Origin of the sequence: Anabaena sp. 90, assembly GCF_000312705.1 — a bacterium.
GTDB lineage: Bacteria > Cyanobacteriota > Cyanobacteriia > Cyanobacteriales > Nostocaceae > Dolichospermum > Dolichospermum lemmermannii.
The window spans coordinates 232,764-248,715 of sequence record NC_019439.1; the positions used below are offsets into that span (position 1 = coordinate 232,764).

Below are 15,952 nucleotides of genomic sequence, written 5' to 3' on the forward strand. Positions count from 1 at the left end.
TTGCGCCTTTGCTCCTTAGCGACTTTGCGCGAAACTATTCTTAATTCTCCCCCACAGCCTCAATAGCCGCTTGTAAAGCAATAGATACATGAGTCCAATGAGTCCCCCCTTGGCAATAAACCACATAAGGCTCACGCAATGGTCCATCTGCCGATAATTCTAAGGTACTCCCCTCGATAAATGTCCCCCCAGCCATCACCACTTGGCTTTCGTAGCCGGGCATATCGTCGGGTATGGGTTCTAGATAAGATCCTATGGGTGAATGCTGCTGTATGGCTTTGCAGAAGGCGATCAGTTTTTTGGCTGAACCGAGTTTAATCGCTTGAATCACGTCTCCTCTGGGTGCTAATGGTGGGGGGTTGACTGGATATCCGAGTCTGTCAAATATATAACCTGTCAGGTATGTTCCTTTCATTGCTTCCCCTACCATCTGTGGGGCTAAAAATAATCCTTGGAATAACAGGCGGTTTTGATCAAAGGTTGCTCCTCCTTCGCTACCAATACCGGGGGCTGTGAGTCTACAAGCGGCTGCTTCTACTAGGTCGGCGCGTCCGGCTATATAACCACCTGCACTCACGACTGTACCTCCAGGATTTTTGATCAATGATCCGGCTATGAGGTCAGCACCAATATGGGTTGGTTCTTGGGTTTCGATGAATTCGCCGTAGCAGTTGTCTACAAAACAAACGGTGTTCGGGTTTTGCTGTTTAACGATGTGAACAATTTTTTCTATGTCGGCTATGGAGAGGCTTGGCCTCCATGAATATCCGCAGGAACGTTGAATCAATACTAACTTTGTGTTGTCGGTAATGCTAGTGTTTAAGTTTTGCCAATCTATTTTTCCTTGATCAGTTAGTTCCAATTGGCGGTATTTTATGCCAAAATCAATTAGAGAACCTTGGCCTTGTCCTCTCAAGCCAATTACTTCTTCGAGAGTATCGTAGGGAGAACCGACTACTGCTAACATTTCATCCCCAGGACGAAGTACACCATACAGCGCACAAGCGATCGCATGAGTTCCCGAAACAAACTGCACTCGCACCACAGCAGCTTCAGCACCCATTATTTCGGCAAAAACTTTATCTAAGGTTTCTCGTCCTAAATCATCGTGTCCGTAGCCACTTACGCCTGCAAAATGATGTGCGCCTACTCGGTGATGACGAAAGGCATCTAATACTCTTTTAAGATTATGCTTGACCTGAGCGTCAATACCAGAAAAAATTTCTAATAGTGCCTGTTCTGCTTCCCGCAGCCGTTCAAAGCTGTTCATCATTTCCTCATTCAAAAACATAAAATAGATATGCGGATTTTAGGATCTCGCAGATTAGGCTGAACAATTTCTATTCAGGTTACTGCATGACAATTGCTACTTCTAAACCTCCCATTAACTGGGTTAATACCCTATTTTTCGTTTCATTGCACGTCGGCGCTCTATTTGCCTTAATTCCGAGCAATTTTAGCTGGAAGGCAATTGGTGTTGCTTTATTGCTTTACTGGGTGACTGGAGGTTTAGGTATTACTTTGGGATATCACCGTCTTGTCACTCACCGTAGTTTTCAAACGCCTAAATGGCTAGAGTATGTCTTGGTAATCTTTGGGACACTATCTTGTGAAGGTGGTCCAATTGAATGGGTAGGTACACATCGAATTCACCACTTACATTCTGATACTGAATCTGATCCCCATGATTCAAATCAAGGTTTCTGGTGGAGTCACATGGGTTGGATGATTCATTTTGCTCCTGCTCACAGTCAAGTTCCTCGCTTCACTAAAGACATTATTGATGACCCAGTTTATCAGTTTTTACAGAAAAATTTCATTTTATTACAAGTTGCCTTGGGCATAATCCTATATTTCTTAGGTGGCTGGCCAATGGTAGTTTGGGGAATTTTTGCGCGGATTATTTGGGTTTATCACTGTACTTGGTTGGTAAATAGTGCTACTCATAAATTCGGATACCGCACTTATGATTCTGGTGACCAGTCAACTAATTGTTGGTGGGTTGCCATTCTCGTTTTTGGTGAAGGCTGGCACAATAACCACCATGCGTTTCAATACTCTGCCCGTCATGGTTTGGAATGGTGGGAAATTGATCTGACTTGGATGACAATTCAGTTATTACAATTACTAGGTCTAGCGACAAACGTAAAGCTGGCAGAGAAAAAGGCATAAGCAGATTTTCTGCTCAAAGTCAATAGTTTTGTAGTCATTTTTTGGCTGGAAACTATTGACTTTTTGTGTGTAAATAAAGCAATTTTTAATTTGAAATTTTTAATTGCTCAATATCTATCCTAAGTTGTTCTAAGGTTGCTATAATCTCAGAAATTAATGTTACAAAACTTTGCAGCAAGTTACTTTTTTTAGTAACCTTGTCTAGCTGTCTGTTGTTTTTCAGGTATTCATGACTACATCAATCATCAAAAGTCAGGAAATAGCGGTCTCCACAGACCTTGGTAAAGACCAAATAAAACTAAAACATATTATCAAAAGTCTACCCAAGGAATGTTTTCAGAAAAATAGCCGCAAAGCATGGACAACTGTGCTTATCAGTCTATCTATGGCTGCATTAGGCTATTATTTTATAGCAATTTCCCCTTGGTTTCTTCTACCCATAGCGTGGATTTTTACAGGAACTGCTTTAACAGGTTTTTTCGTTATTGGACATGATTGCGCTCATCGTTCATTTGCAAACCGTCGCTGGGTAAATGATTTAGTGGGACATTTCTTTATGATGTTCTTAATTTACCCTTTTCATAGCTGGCGCATTAAACATAATCATCACCATAAACATACCAACAAGCTAGACGAAGACAACGCTTGGCATCCTATTAGAACAGAAACTTTTGCAAGTTGGTCTAAAAGTAGACAGTCTGTCTTTGAGTTGTTTATCAGTAAACGTCTCTGGTGGGTAGGTTCTATTGGCCATTGGGCGGTTGTGCATTTTGATTGGCGCAATTTTCCGAAAAAAGAACAAGATAGTGTTAAATTTTCTGTGGCTGTAGTGGCTGTTTTTGCAGCGATTGTTTTCCCAACTTTGATTATTACAACTGGTGTTTGGGGTTTTATTAAATTCTGGGTTATTCCCTGGATGGTTTACCATTTCTGGATGAGTACCTTCACCATTGTTCACCACACTCTTCCAGATGTTCCTTTTGCAACTGCTAATAAATGGAATGAGGCTTTAGCACAGTTATTTGGAACAGTTCATTGTGATTATCCTCGTTGGGTAGAAATTCTTTGTCACGATATTAATGTTCATGTTCCCCATCATATTTCTACTGCTATTCCTTCCTATAATTTGCGGTTGGCTTACAGCAGCATCAAAGAAAATTGGGGTGCTTATCTCCATGATGAATATAAATTCTCTTGGGGTTTAATGAAGGACATTACTAATCAATGTCAACTTTATAAAACTGATATTGGTTATATAACTTTTGACGAATATCGTGAAGAAAAATTATCAACGGTGAAGTAGTAATTCTTTCTACTTTTAGCACCAATTCTTTTGATTTGGCAATTAACCAAATTTAACCCGGTTTAGGTCAATTGCCAACATCTCAAGTTTGTATTTTAGAGGTCATTAAATATTACCTCACTGTTAATTTCTAATTTACAATCAATTAAATAATCCAGTGCAATTAGATACAATCGAGTTTAATCAAAACCCTAGTTCTGCATCTACTGAAGGTCAAGAAAAATTACCGTTTACTCTTCAGGATTTAAAAGCTGCAATTCCCGCTGAATGTTTTCAGCCAAGTGTAACGAAATCACTTTATTATTTCTTCCGTGATGTTCTGATTGTGGGACTGCTGTATGCAGCGGCTAATTATCTGGATTCTTGGTATTTTTGGCCAGTTTTTTGGGTCATGCAAGGAACTATGTTTTGGGCTTTATTTGTTGTTGGTCATGACTGCGGACATCAATCTTTTTCTAAGCATAAATGGTTGAATGATTTAGTTGGTCATATTACCCATACTTTCATTCTTGTTCCTTATCATGGTTGGAGAATTAGCCACAGAACTCACCACAAGAATACAGGCAGTTTGGAAAATGATGAAAGCTGGTATCCTGTTTCTGAATCTGAGTATGATGAAATGCCTTTATCGCAAAGAATAGGGCGTTTTTATCTGTTCTTATTGGCTTATCCGGTTTATTTATTCAAGCGTTCTCCTGGTAAAGAAGGTTCTCACTTTTCACCTAGTAGCCCACTGTTTAAGCCTTCCGAAAAATGGGACATTATCACCAGCACCACACTTTGGATTAGTATGGTAGTTTTGTTAGGTTTATTCACCTATCAATTTGGTTGGATGGCGTTGTTAAAATACTACGCTGGACCTTACATTGTCTTTATTATTTGGTTGGATTTGGTGACTTTCTTACACCATACTGAACCGGGAATTCCTTGGTATCGTGGGGAAGAATGGACTTTCCTGAAAGGGGCAATTTCTAGTGTTGACCGAAATTATGGAATTTTTAACCACATTCATCATGATATCGGTACTCATGTTGCTCACCACATTTTCTTGAATATGCCTCATTACAATTTGTTGAAAGCGACTGAGGCAATTAAACCAATTATGGGTGAGTATTTCCACGAATCAAAAGAACCAGTTTGGAAGTCTTTGTGGAATTCTGCTATTGGTTGTCATTTTGTTCCCGATACAGGTAGTAAGGTTTACTACACTTCTAAGAGTCAGAATGTCAAGTAATCGGTAAATTTTTTAAAGCTAGGAAGTCCGCTAATGCGGGCTTTTTTTATTTTATATTTTCCTTAAAATTGAAAATAGGGGATAATTATCTTCAAGGATCGGCATACTGAATAAGGGAGAAATTAAAAAACCACTCTTGGGACGAAGGTAATAAAGCGAAAATGAGACGTAAATCTGCTAATACTAGACCAACAAATAACCCTAAACCCTCTATTTTCCAATCCCCGGTGTTTAACTTCGCCACCATTGCCCTTTTAGGAGGAGTGATGATTTTGGGAATTGGGATTGGGATTGCGTTTAGTTCGACAACTACATTAAGTTCATCAAACGTAGCTTCCCGTGAGTTCATTGACACTAGAGCGCCAAATCCTGAGATTTGTGTGCAGTTTGGATCTAGTGCCATGGTGATGGATGCCAGACTCTTTGTCACTCTTAATCCCTTTAATGTCTTTGTTGCCCAGCCAAATATCCGCCCTGGATGTGTAATTCGTCAAAATAACTGGGCAATTTTGGAAAATAAAAAACTTGTAACATCAGATCAGGTACGAGAATGTAAAAATCGTCTTAATACCTTTGGCTTTACAGGGGACTTAAATAGTGAAAAGCCAGATATTAGATGTATTTATCAAAATGAATCGGCTCAAAATTTCTTTTTATCTCAACCTGGTGCTGTGGGAAGTCCACAAGATACGGAAAGATTTTAAATATGGGAGTCAGGAGTCAGGAGAAGGAAGAAGAAAGAAGAAGAAGGAAGAAGATTTTTCTTTCACTTTTCTTCTTTCCTGATAAGTTTTAGTTTTCTATGCTTACAGATACTTAATCACGACCATTGATAGCAATCAGCAAGCGTAAGATAAAGACAAATAAATTGATGTAGGTGAGATACATTGACAAAGCTGCTGGTAAATATTCATCATTGCGGTAAGTGCGGGGTAAGATGTAAAAATCAACTACTGATGCTCCTGCGAAGAGAAATACACCTATACCAGAGATACCAATTTCTAACCAACTGGGTGTGTAAACACCAAACAAGGTAAAGACAAATTGGAGAAGACAAACCACCAATAAGGCCACAATGCCCAAACTAACGGTTTTTGTCAACGCCATACCGTCTGCTTCCGAAAGGTTAGAACCGATTTTTCGGGCAACAATGAAGGTAATGCCACAACTTAAAGCAGCAATAGCAATACCTTGAATACCTACCCCTTGGGTTCTCAAAGCTACAAATACCAAGCCACTCAAGGTATATCCAGATAAGAGACTGTAAATACCCAATAGGGGTAAAGCTAGGGCTTTGTTACCTTTTGATGCCACATTTTGGGCAACGAAGAACAAAACTGTCAATAGATGATTTAATTAACATTGTTACGGCTCATTTAGATGCAGAAACTGCTAAAATTCCAGATATAAATACACTAATTCAGGATTTTCATGGGAGACAAAAAGAAGAAACACTAGCAACAGACCAATTATTAAATGCTATTTTTATGGTGACAAAAGGACGTATTGATAGTAAAAGTAAGTTGATTGAGAAACTGCTTACAGATTTAGGTGCAGTTGAAGACTTAGAGGCTGAAGAAGAAAATGAATAAATTATCTTCTCATGCTATGATTAAACGCTTAATCAGCCGATTAGATCAGGCTGGATTACTGCACAGTTTGTCATTGGATGATGAAGATATTGCTGATAGTATTTGGTTGGCTTTGCAAATGGGAGTTATTGCTGAACCAAAAGCACCAGAAACCAAAATAATTGATGATGGAAAAATAGAACCTTCTCAAGATACTTCTGTACAAGATTCAGTTATTAATGTTTATACGAAATCACCAGAAAAAAAACCAAATAATCAAACATCAGGAACAAAAAACACAACATCAGGATTTCCGTTTCAAGTTCCCGCAGCCCGGACTATTCAAAATTCCTTAGAAATTGGTCGGGCAATGCGTCCCCTCAAGCGCAAAGTACCTTCTACAAGCAGATTTATTTTAAATGAAGAAGCAACAATTAACCGCATTATTGAACGTGATATATGGCTACCTGTTACCAAACCAGAACCAGAAAGATGGCTAAATTTAGAATTAGTAGTTGAAGAATCCCGTTCTGCTTTTATTTGGCAAGAATTGATAGATGAATTTCAACAAATTCTCGAAAATCAAGGGGCATTTCGGCGTATTCGAGTTTTGACTATTAAATCTCAAAATAATAATTTAATGCTCATTCGTCGTAAAAAAGGAGGTAAATTAGAACAACGTCAACATCAGCACCGGGAATTGATTCATCCAAATAAACGGGGTTTAACTTTACTTATTAGTGATTGTGTATCTCCCCTTTGGCAAAATCCCACTTTTCATCAATGGTTAAAAGATTGGTCGGAATCTCAACCTACTGCTGTTGTCCAATTCTTTCCTGAACGATTATGGGATAGTACCCAATTATCTTTAGGACGTAAACTTTTTGCTAAAGCCTTAAATCCTGGTATTGCTAATAATAAATTAATTTTAGATGATTTACCTTTTTGGTTAAATATTAATTGGCATAAAACTTTAATTTTACCTGTTCTCAATTTAGACCCACAAATATTAAAACTTTGGGGGCGAGTAATTGCCGGTTTTGGAAATACTAGAATTTCTACTTATTTATTTGATTTAGAATACCTCTCTTCACCTCTCCCTAACCCTCCCCAAAAAGGAGAGGGAACAAATTCCCCCCCTTCCCTCGCAGGGAAGGGGGACGGGGGGTTAGGTCAAGAAGAACAAGCGAAAATAATTGTTAAACAATTCCTAAATACAGCATCACTCACAGCCCAAAGATTAGCAGGAATGATGGCTGCTGCACCTGTGGATATTTCTGTGGTTAATCTGATTAGAAAAACCTGTTTAAAAACAGCCCAACCTGTTCATGTGGCAGAAGTATATATGGGGGGATTACTTCATGTTACTAAGGAAGATAAAGCCGGAAAAGCTAGAGTTTATGATTTTTTGCCTGGTGTGCGAAAGGTACTCAATCCGGCAATGGCCACTAATGAAACAATCAATGTTTTAGATGCTGTTTCTAAATATATTGGTGACAGAATTGGTTTATCAGTTAATAGTTTTACCGCACTTATAGATTTATTACCTGAAATTGAAACCGATAAAGAGAAAGTTCTACCCTTTGCACAAATAGCTGTAGATGTATTCCGCAATCTTGGGGGTGAATATGCTGATTTAGCAGATTCCATATCTTCCCAAATTCAAGCAGGTACTTCTCCAGGAGATACAACAAAAGAACCAGAATTAAAAACCTGTGATTTTGAAGTTGCTACTATTGAAATTGTTAAAACTCACACTTTTGATTTTGTGGTGGCAACTTTAGAACGGGAGTCAAAACGCTCTTGCCTTGACAAAGTGGATTAAAAAATGTCTGAATCAGGATATCCAGGATTTAAGGATGTACAGGATGAAGTTTCTGTCCCAGTCAGAGATTGGGAGTGAGATGAATGGCGTTTAACAAGGCGGTACTTTTTATATTTTTACTATTTTATAGATTCTTAGGTAAAGGTTGCCCAAATTCAATTATGGGAATTTCTTTGAGTTTATTTGGAGAACTATTTTTGTTTTCTGAAGGTGGGGTCAACATAGCGGCAGGTAGGGGTGAATTGGTAATTACTGGGGGGTTTTGAGAATTTAGAGGTGGTACGGTGATTAAGGGTTGTTGGGAGTTACTTGTGAGATTTGTGGATGGTGGTAGAGTAGTGTCGGGTGTGGGTAAGAGACTCTTAGCGGGAGAAAAGCTAAGATGAGGATTGAATACCCAGCGCGTGGGTTTTTGTCGAGAAAGAGGTTGAAGTTGTACTTGGTTGGGTTGGAATTTGGTTCCTGGTGCTAGGTCAAGAACTATGCGGGTAATATTGGCGTTAAGTTGAGAAATACGAATTTTCTGAATTGCACCGGCATATTCTTTTTGGGTGAGGACTTTACCGAGTTTGGTATTAGGTAAATCGAGAACCAGACGTGGTGGTTGAATTAGGTAGAAATATTGGGGTGTTGCAGTTGCGGAGATATTAATTTCTAATTGCTGGGATTTGGGGTTAAATTCCCAATTATTAAGTTGTGCGATTGGTTGGGCAATACTGATATTGGGGGTAAGGGTGATTAAACCACATAAACTTACCCCGATAGATGGAAGAATTTTATTAGTTATTGTTTTCATAATTTGGTGGTGATTCAATATAGTACCTGGTTGGCAAAAATTAAGAATTACGAATTATTTCTTGGGTATTAACTGCTGGTAAAAGGGCGGTAAGGTGTGAGGTAACTTGACTGTAACGACGGGTAATGAGTAATGAAGAACGACATTGGATGGCAAGTTGATCTGTGTATCTTCCCAGGGTTTGACGTTCTATTCCCCACAGACGGCTAGTACCAGCAATAGTCAGATCAACATTTTCTGAGGCAGTAATTACGGCTGGGATTGGTTCTGGGGATGTAACAGTTTTAATTTCAATGCGATCGCGGACACTTTTGGGTAACTGCTCAATCATGGTGTTGAGTTCATAACTTAATTCGTCTTGGACATGATTGCCTTTAAAGACTTGTAAAACTTGTAACATACAAGTATCACGATTAATCAGCATTCTGAGGGCGATAATTAATGCTAAATCGTCATGAATGTTGGCAGAGTAGGGAACTAATAAACTTTCTAAACGTTCGCCACCTTTATCTACAAATACGGCGACATCTACTGGTGTAGTCCCCAGGATTTGTCCGACTCTTCCTCCTAACCGATTGTTACTAAAAGCTGGACGATGCCAACCGACGAGAACTAAATCGGGTTGTTCAATTTTGGCTATTTGTGCTGTTTCTCTAGCAACATTGCTAGATATGCGAACTATGGGATGGATACAGGAACGTGTTAGTGGTGGTTCTAGGGTGGCGATTAATTCTTCTAATTTTTGGCGACGCTCGGCAATCAGTCTGTCGGCTTCGGTGGGGGTACTTTCAAAGCCATAGTCTTCTTCGAGTTCAATAAAACTGAGGGGATAAACAATAGCAGGTTGTCGGTTGTTGACTGCGATCGCTGTTGCTAACTGTAACAAACCTTTTTGGGCATTGGGATTGGCAACTGGGACTAAAATCCGATATGGGATGAGGTAAGGTTCGCTGGGGGCTGGTACAGCTTCTGATGGAATTTCTGCTTCTGGTTCAACTATATCTAATCTGATTAGGCGCTTAGGATAAGTCCATTCCAGTAATGGTGAAGTCATGAATGTTGTCACCAAAGCCATTATTACTAACATGGTGAAAAGTAAGGGGGTAATTACGCCTAACTCTAAACCAATGTTCAAGACAATTAACTCGGTTAAACCGCGAGTATTCATTAACCAACCTAGGGCTGATGCTTCGCGTTTGTCAATGCCACTAATTCGAGCAGCTATATAAGCACCAGTAAATTTACCACCGATTGCTACTAATAAAATCAAAGCAGACAATAGCCATAAATGAGGACTGTTAAGTAAACCAATTTGTGTTTTTAAACCACTGTAGGCAAAGAAGATTGGTAAGAGAAAAATGAGAACAAAATCTTCAGTTTTGATGGCTAATTCTCTGACTAATTCCTCATCTTTGGGCATGACTGCGCCTAATAAGAATGCCCCAAAAATTAGGTGAATGCCGATAAATTCAGTAATTAAGGCAGAGGACACAACTCCCATATAAATTACAGCGAGAACCAATTGACTCAAACGTCCAGCCCGACGATGATGTTTGCTTAACCGTTTGAGAAACCACCGTCCAACTGTGAACATGAAGCCAATATAAACAATGCTTTCAACAATGGTGAAAATAGCTTGTTGATCAATACTACCGTGACGAGCGACAGCGATCGCTACTGCTAAAATACACCAAGCTGTCACATCATCCACTGCCGCACAAGTTAAGGCTAATGTCCCTAACCGAGTTCCCTGTAAGTTATTTTCGGTAATAATTCTCGCCAATACAGGAAAGGCGGTAATTGACATGGCTGCCCCTAAAAACAAGGCAAAAGGGGCAAAATTTACATTGTTGCCAGAAACTAAAGGATAAAGGAGGAAAGATAATCCAAAAGCCGAAGCAAAGGGAACAATAATGCTGAGATTAGAAATGAGAATGGCAGTTTTTAAGTTACCACTCAGATATTTAGGATTTAATTCCAACCCAATCAGAAACATAAAAAATATTAGCCCTATTTGCGATAAAACATTCAAATAAGGCATTGTTTCTGGGGGAAACAGGCTATGTGCTAAACCGGGAGCAATTAAACCAAATAATGATGGACCAAGCATGATACCAGCGAAGATCTCACCAATTACCAATGGTTGTTTAATTGCTTTGAATCCCAGTCCCACAAGTCGGGAGAGTCCAATTACAATTAACACCTGAACTAGAACGAGAACAACTGTGTGCATATTTTCCTCATTAACGATTATCTGGGTTCACTATGATAATTATTTACAAGAGTGTAAATTGTCAACCTAATCTAATTAGATATATTTTCGGCTATTTTTATTAATTTAAGATGTTAATTATTGTTACTTCACTATCTTAATTTTCTCAAAAAATCAGTATTAATTTATTGTTAAACCGCGAATAAAATTGAGAATTAGCAAGCATAAAACCTAGAACAAGAGAATAAAGTGATCAGAACCTTTGATCAATAAATTATTTCCTCAAAAAAGGCAATAATAACCCAGAAATTGTCAAACAATACTATAACTAAAAGTTGGAAAAATGTCTCGGTTGTAATGTACAACACTTGCTGGTAAACCCCGTTTTTCTTCTTCTCTCTTCTTTCTGCTGACAAAGGGTGCAGAGCCTGCGCCCCTACCTCCTGACTCTAGGAAAGAATTAGCCAAAAAATTGTACATAAGGCGTTAAATTTTGTTAAGATTATATACGGCGTTAGCTTTGCCCCCTGTCCCCTACCTACGAGACGCTTCATGCTGCGATTAGAACATATCAGTAAAATTTATCCTACAGGCGAAGTTCTTAAAGATGTCAACTGGGAAGTCAAACCAGGAGATCGGATTGGTTTAGTTGGTGTTAACGGTGCGGGAAAATCCACCCAATTGAAAATCATCTCTGGGGAGATTGAACCCACCGCTGGCGAAATTATTCGCCCTTCCAGTCTACATATAGCTTATCTTAACCAAGAATTTGAGGTTGACCCCACTCGTACAGTCAGAGAAGAATTTTGGACTGTATTTAAAGAAGCCAACGCAGTGCAGATGGCTTTAGCTCATATTCCCCATGAGATGGAAACTGCTAATCCAGAAGAATTAGATGAACTAATTCATCAGTTAGATAGGTTACAGCGTCAATTTGAGGCTTTAGACGGATATAACTTAGACTCGCGGATTGGTAAGATCTTACCAGAGATGGGATTTCAACTAGAAGATGGCGATCGCCTAGTTAGTGCCTTCTCCGGTGGTTGGCAAATGCGGATGAGTTTAGGGAAAATTCTCCTGCAAAAACCCGACTTGTTACTACTGGACGAACCGACAAACCACTTAGATTTAGAAACCATTGAGTGGTTAGAAAATTACCTGCGCGGTTTAATTACCCCCATGGTGATAGTTTCCCATGACCGGGAATTTTTAGATCGTCTGTGTAACCAAATCGTGGAAACTGAACGGGGTGTTTCCAGTTCTTACCTGGGTAATTACTCATCCTACCTACAACAAAAAGCGGAAAATCAATACGCACAACTTAACGCTTACGAACGTCAGCAAAAAGAATTAGAGAAACAACAAGCATTTGTAGATAAATTCCGCGCCAGTGCTACCCGCAGTACCCAAGCGAAAAGTAGAGAAAAGCAACTAGATAAAATTGAACGCATCGAAGCTCCCACAGGCGGAGTAAGAACTCTGCATTTCCGTTTTCCTGATGCTAGTCGTAGCGGTAGAGAAGTGGTAGAAATTAAGGATTTAACTCATGTTTATGGGGATAAAATTCTGTTTTTGTCGGCAAATCTGCTAGTGGAAAGAGGAGACAGAATTGCGTTTCTCGGTCCCAATGGTGCGGGTAAATCCACACTATTAAAAATCATGATGGGTGTTGAACCTCCCACAGAAGGGATTGTGAAATTAGGTGATCACAACGTTATTCCGGGTTACTTTGAGCAAAACCAAGCGGAAGCGTTGGATTTAAATAAAACCGTCATGGAAACAATTCATGATGAAGTTCCCAACTGGACAAACGAAGAAGTTCGTACACTGTTAGGAAGATTCTTATTTACTGGTGATACCGTATTTAAGAAAGTTGGGGCATTGAGTGGAGGTGAAAAAGCTCGGTTAGCATTAGCTAAAATGCTTTTACGTCCAGCGAATTTAATCATTTTGGATGAGCCTACCAACCACTTAGATATTCCTGCGAAAGAAATGATGGAAGAGGCTTTGCAAAACTATGATGGTACAGCCCTGGTAGTTTCCCACGACCGTTATTTTATCTCCCAAGTAGCTAACAAAATCGTCGAAATTCGTGATGGTGAATTCCGCGTTTATTTAGGAGATTATCACTACTATCTCGATAAGAAAGCCGAAGAGAAAGAACAAGCAGAATTAGCAGCAGCAGCAGCCGAAAAAGCTGCTAAAAAAGCCGCTAAAGCTGCTAAAGCTGGAGCAAAGCAGAAGTAGAATAATTGCAGGGCTATTTCATTCTAAACATAATCCGCCCTGAACTGAAGTATGGCTTACGCCACGCTTCGCTATCAGGGCTAATAATTCAAGTCTGTTTTAACGGACTATAAACTTTCCTTTAGTCGTCTTGAGACGACTTTTGCTATTAGACATGGCTTCGCCACGCAAGCTATCAGAATTCATTCTGAGGCGGGTTAAATAAGAATGAAATAGCCCTGAGAATAATTGGGTATTGGGTAATGAAATTCAACTTAGGATTTATATCAGTCCGTTCTACATGGATAGCAGTTTTAGCTTTAGTTTACTACGAAACTGCACAATTTTCTCGAATTCTCGCTTCTACGCCCCAAAATGTTACACCAGTTTGGCCACCTGATGGTTTTGCTACTGCTGCTATATTACTTTTTGGGTATTGGATTTGGCCAGGAGTATTAATTGGGTCATTCTTAGCAAATATTTGGGCATTTATTAATCCAACCAATATCATTACGCTCATTTCTTCAATTTTACAGGTTTTAGGAATTGCTATTGGTACAACTTCTGGGATATTACTGGGTTGTTTCCTATTTCGCAAATTAGTTGCTACACCCTCTCCTCTAGAACGACTAAGCGACGTGAGGAAATTTTTAGTATTCACAGGGATGATTGGACCAATTGTGAATGCGACTGCGGGAGTAACAGCATTAACATTAGGAGGAAAAATATCTATTATTGACTTTACCAATTTATGGGTAACTTGGTGGATATCTAACGTAGCTGGAATCTTTATTTTTACTCCAGCATTACTAACTTGGGGAGAGTTATTTAAGGAATATTTCTTAACGCACAAACAAGAATTTGCAATTAACCTAAAATCAAGAACTTTTTGGGGAATTATCGAAATTTTACTCTTATTAACAATTGTTATTATTATATGTGAAAATGCTTTTTTTAGTAACTACTTTATAGAATACATGATTATTCCTTGTTTAGTTTGGGCAGTTTTTCGGTTTGGGAAACTAGCTGCTACAAACTTAATTGTACTTGTAGCTGTAATGGCTATTTTAGGAACAGTTAGAGGACTAGGAGCATTTAATCGTTCTAACTTAAATGAATCTCTTTTATTACTACAATGCTTTATTGGGGTAATTGTCTTAACAACACTTGTATTAAATGCTGTGATTAGTGAAAGAAAAACAGCAACATTAATCCTAAAAAATTCGCAAATGGAATTATTTGATAAATCGCTAGAACTTCAGCAAATAGCAGAAATATTAGAGCAACAAAAAGAACAGCTTATTCAGCAAAATTTAGAATTAGAATTAGCAAAACAAAATTATGTAGATGCTAACCGTTACAAAAGTCAATTTCTCACCAACATGAGTCACGAACTGCGGATACCATTAAATGGTATTTTAGGAATTTCTCAAATTTTTCAAGATTCACCAACATTAACAACATCAGAGAAAGAAGATATTCAAATCATTTATCAATCAGGTGTCCATTTATTATCATTAATTAATGATATTTTAGATATTTCTAAAATAGAAGCTGGAAAAATGGCACTAGAACTGCAAAATTTTAACTTTCCTGATTTTTTGAAAGGGATAGTCGAAATTTGTCGTTATTCTACAATGGAAAAAAATATTGATTTTATCTATCAATTTGACCAAAAAATACCTATTATTATTCATACCGATGAAAAACGCTTAAAACAGATTTTGCTAAATCTATTAGGAAACGCTATTAAATTTACGGATACAGGTAAAGTAACTTTGATTGTTAATTTTATTAGTCAAGAACCAAAAAATGAGTTATTTTATTTAACTAAAATAAACTTCCAAGTCACAGATACTGGTGTGGGAATTAGCTCTGAAAAATTAGCCAAAATATTCTTACCATTTGAGCAAGTAGGAGAAAGTAAACTTAAATCTCAAGGCACAGGATTAGGTTTAGCAATTAGTCAAAAAATAGCTCAAATAATGGGTAGTGAAATTAAAGTCATTAGTAAATTATCCCAAGGTAGTCTATTTAGTGTAGAGCTAGATTTTCTCACCCCCAAAAATCAAGATATCCAAAAACCAGTCATTAAATTTGATACCCATTTCTCCCAGAAATTTCCTTTACAAATATTGATTGCTGAAGATAATATTGTTAATCAGAAAATTGCTGAGAAATTATTTCAGAAACTAGGATATCAAGTAGATATTGTCAATAATGGGGTTGAGGTATTAACCGCATTAAAACAACAGATATATGATGTTATTTTCATGGATATACAAATGCCAGAATTAGATGGGATAGAAACAACAGAAGCAATTTATCAAGAATGGGGTAAAACTAATCGTCCTTATATTATTGCTATGACTGCCAATGCAATGCAGTCAAACAGAGATGAATGTTTATCTGTTGGTATGGATGATTTTATTCCTAAGCCTGTCAAATTAGAAGCAATTGTAGAATCAATTCAACTGGTGCAAAAAAGACTTTTTCAACACAGAATTTATCAGTCAGAATCAACAGATTAAAAGCTGCACGACTTATAAAAAGTACCCAAAAAAAGAGAGTGGGAGGAGGCATTACCAAGCGCCTTTCTCTCCCACTCTATCA

At 38.2% G+C, this 15,952-nt stretch carries 11 protein-coding genes and 1 pseudogene; 8 read left to right on the top strand and 4 right to left on the bottom strand.

Annotated features, from left to right (window positions below):
- Positions 1-40 precede the first annotated feature (40 nt).
- The gene (locus tag ANA_RS19875; protein WP_015083211.1) at positions 41-1,270 is read right to left on the bottom strand and encodes a methionine gamma-lyase family protein; all 1,230 of its coding nucleotides are present in this window, start codon (positions 1,268-1,270) and stop codon (positions 41-43) included.
- Positions 1,271-1,356: 86 nt separating this feature from the next.
- Here ANA_RS19875 and ANA_RS19880 point away from each other — a divergent pair, with 86 nt between their 5' ends.
- The 4 genes from ANA_RS19880 (at position 1,357) to ANA_RS19895 (ending at position 5,413) form a co-directional block, all read left to right on the top strand.
- Positions 1,357-2,172, top strand: coding sequence for an acyl-CoA desaturase (locus ANA_RS19880; protein WP_015083212.1), 816 nt, complete (start codon positions 1,357-1,359; stop codon positions 2,170-2,172).
- A 229-nt stretch (positions 2,173-2,401) separates the two neighbouring features.
- Positions 2,402-3,475, top strand: coding sequence for a fatty acid desaturase (locus ANA_RS19885; RefSeq protein ID WP_015083213.1), 1,074 nt, complete (start codon positions 2,402-2,404; stop codon positions 3,473-3,475).
- 157 nt (positions 3,476-3,632) lie between these two features.
- Complete coding sequence (locus ANA_RS19890; protein ID WP_015083214.1) at positions 3,633-4,709, top strand: fatty acid desaturase; 1,077 nt, start codon at positions 3,633-3,635, stop codon at positions 4,707-4,709.
- Positions 4,710-4,870: 161 nt separating this feature from the next.
- Entirely contained in the window at positions 4,871-5,413 is a 543-nt protein-coding gene (locus ANA_RS19895; protein ID WP_015083215.1) for a DUF3172 domain-containing protein, read from the top strand.
- A gap of 112 nt (positions 5,414-5,525) precedes the next feature.
- Here ANA_RS19895 and ANA_RS19900 read toward each other — a convergent pair.
- Positions 5,526-6,047: pseudogene (locus tag ANA_RS19900) on the bottom strand (Bax inhibitor-1 family protein); the annotation flags it as partial.
- On the opposite strand from ANA_RS19900, the gene ANA_RS19905 reads away from it, so the two are divergent.
- Both ANA_RS19905 and ANA_RS19910 read left to right on the top strand, forming a co-directional pair.
- Complete coding sequence (locus ANA_RS19905; RefSeq protein ID WP_162471203.1) at positions 6,014-6,301, top strand: hypothetical protein; 288 nt, start codon at positions 6,014-6,016, stop codon at positions 6,299-6,301. The pseudogene ANA_RS19900 and the gene ANA_RS19905 overlap by 34 nt on opposite strands.
- Positions 6,294-8,105, top strand: coding sequence for an SAV_2336 N-terminal domain-related protein (locus ANA_RS19910; RefSeq protein WP_015083216.1), 1,812 nt, complete (start codon positions 6,294-6,296; stop codon positions 8,103-8,105). The genes ANA_RS19905 and ANA_RS19910 overlap by 8 nt, the downstream gene beginning before the upstream one ends.
- A gap of 124 nt (positions 8,106-8,229) precedes the next feature.
- On the opposite strand, the gene ANA_RS19915 is transcribed toward ANA_RS19910, so the two are convergent.
- Positions 8,230-8,901 carry an AMIN domain-containing protein gene (locus ANA_RS19915; protein ID WP_041458577.1) on the bottom strand — a complete coding sequence of 224 codons (672 nt, stop codon included), beginning with the start codon at positions 8,899-8,901 and terminating at the stop codon, positions 8,230-8,232.
- Between the two features lie 40 nt (positions 8,902-8,941).
- On the bottom strand, positions 8,942-11,134 hold the full coding sequence (locus ANA_RS19920; RefSeq protein WP_015083218.1) for a cation:proton antiporter: 2,193 nt from the start codon (positions 11,132-11,134) through the stop codon (positions 8,942-8,944).
- Between the two features lie 531 nt (positions 11,135-11,665).
- Between ANA_RS19920 and ANA_RS19925 the strand changes: the two genes are divergently transcribed.
- Positions 11,666-13,360 (top strand): ABC-F family ATP-binding cassette domain-containing protein, encoded by a 1,695-nt coding sequence (locus ANA_RS19925; protein WP_015083220.1) that lies wholly within the window; start codon positions 11,666-11,668, stop codon positions 13,358-13,360.
- 242 nt (positions 13,361-13,602) lie between these two features.
- Complete coding sequence (locus ANA_RS19930) at positions 13,603-15,870, top strand: MASE1 domain-containing protein (RefSeq protein WP_015083221.1); 2,268 nt, start codon at positions 13,603-13,605, stop codon at positions 15,868-15,870.
- The last annotated feature ends 82 nt before the right edge of the window (positions 15,871-15,952 follow it).

Bases quoted from the DNA above. Each gene is read 5' to 3' on its own strand.
- ANA_RS19875 (WP_015083211.1), bottom strand. From the start codon at position 1,270: ATGAACAGCTTTGAACGGCTGCGGGAAGCAGAACAGGCACTATTAGAA.
- ANA_RS19880 (WP_015083212.1), top strand. From the start codon at position 1,357: ATGACAATTGCTACTTCTAAACCTCCCATTAACTGGGTTAATACCCTA.
- ANA_RS19885 (WP_015083213.1), top strand. From the start codon at position 2,402: ATGACTACATCAATCATCAAAAGTCAGGAAATAGCGGTCTCCACAGAC.
- ANA_RS19895 (WP_015083215.1), top strand. From the start codon at position 4,871: ATGAGACGTAAATCTGCTAATACTAGACCAACAAATAACCCTAAACCC.
- ANA_RS19910 (WP_015083216.1), top strand. From the start codon at position 6,294: ATGAATAAATTATCTTCTCATGCTATGATTAAACGCTTAATCAGCCGA.
- ANA_RS19915 (WP_041458577.1), bottom strand. From the start codon at position 8,901: ATGAAAACAATAACTAATAAAATTCTTCCATCTATCGGGGTAAGTTTA.
- ANA_RS19920 (WP_015083218.1), bottom strand. From the start codon at position 11,134: ATGCACACAGTTGTTCTCGTTCTAGTTCAGGTGTTAATTGTAATTGGA.
- ANA_RS19925 (WP_015083220.1), top strand. From the start codon at position 11,666: ATGCTGCGATTAGAACATATCAGTAAAATTTATCCTACAGGCGAAGTT.
- ANA_RS19930 (WP_015083221.1), top strand. From the start codon at position 13,603: ATGAAATTCAACTTAGGATTTATATCAGTCCGTTCTACATGGATAGCA.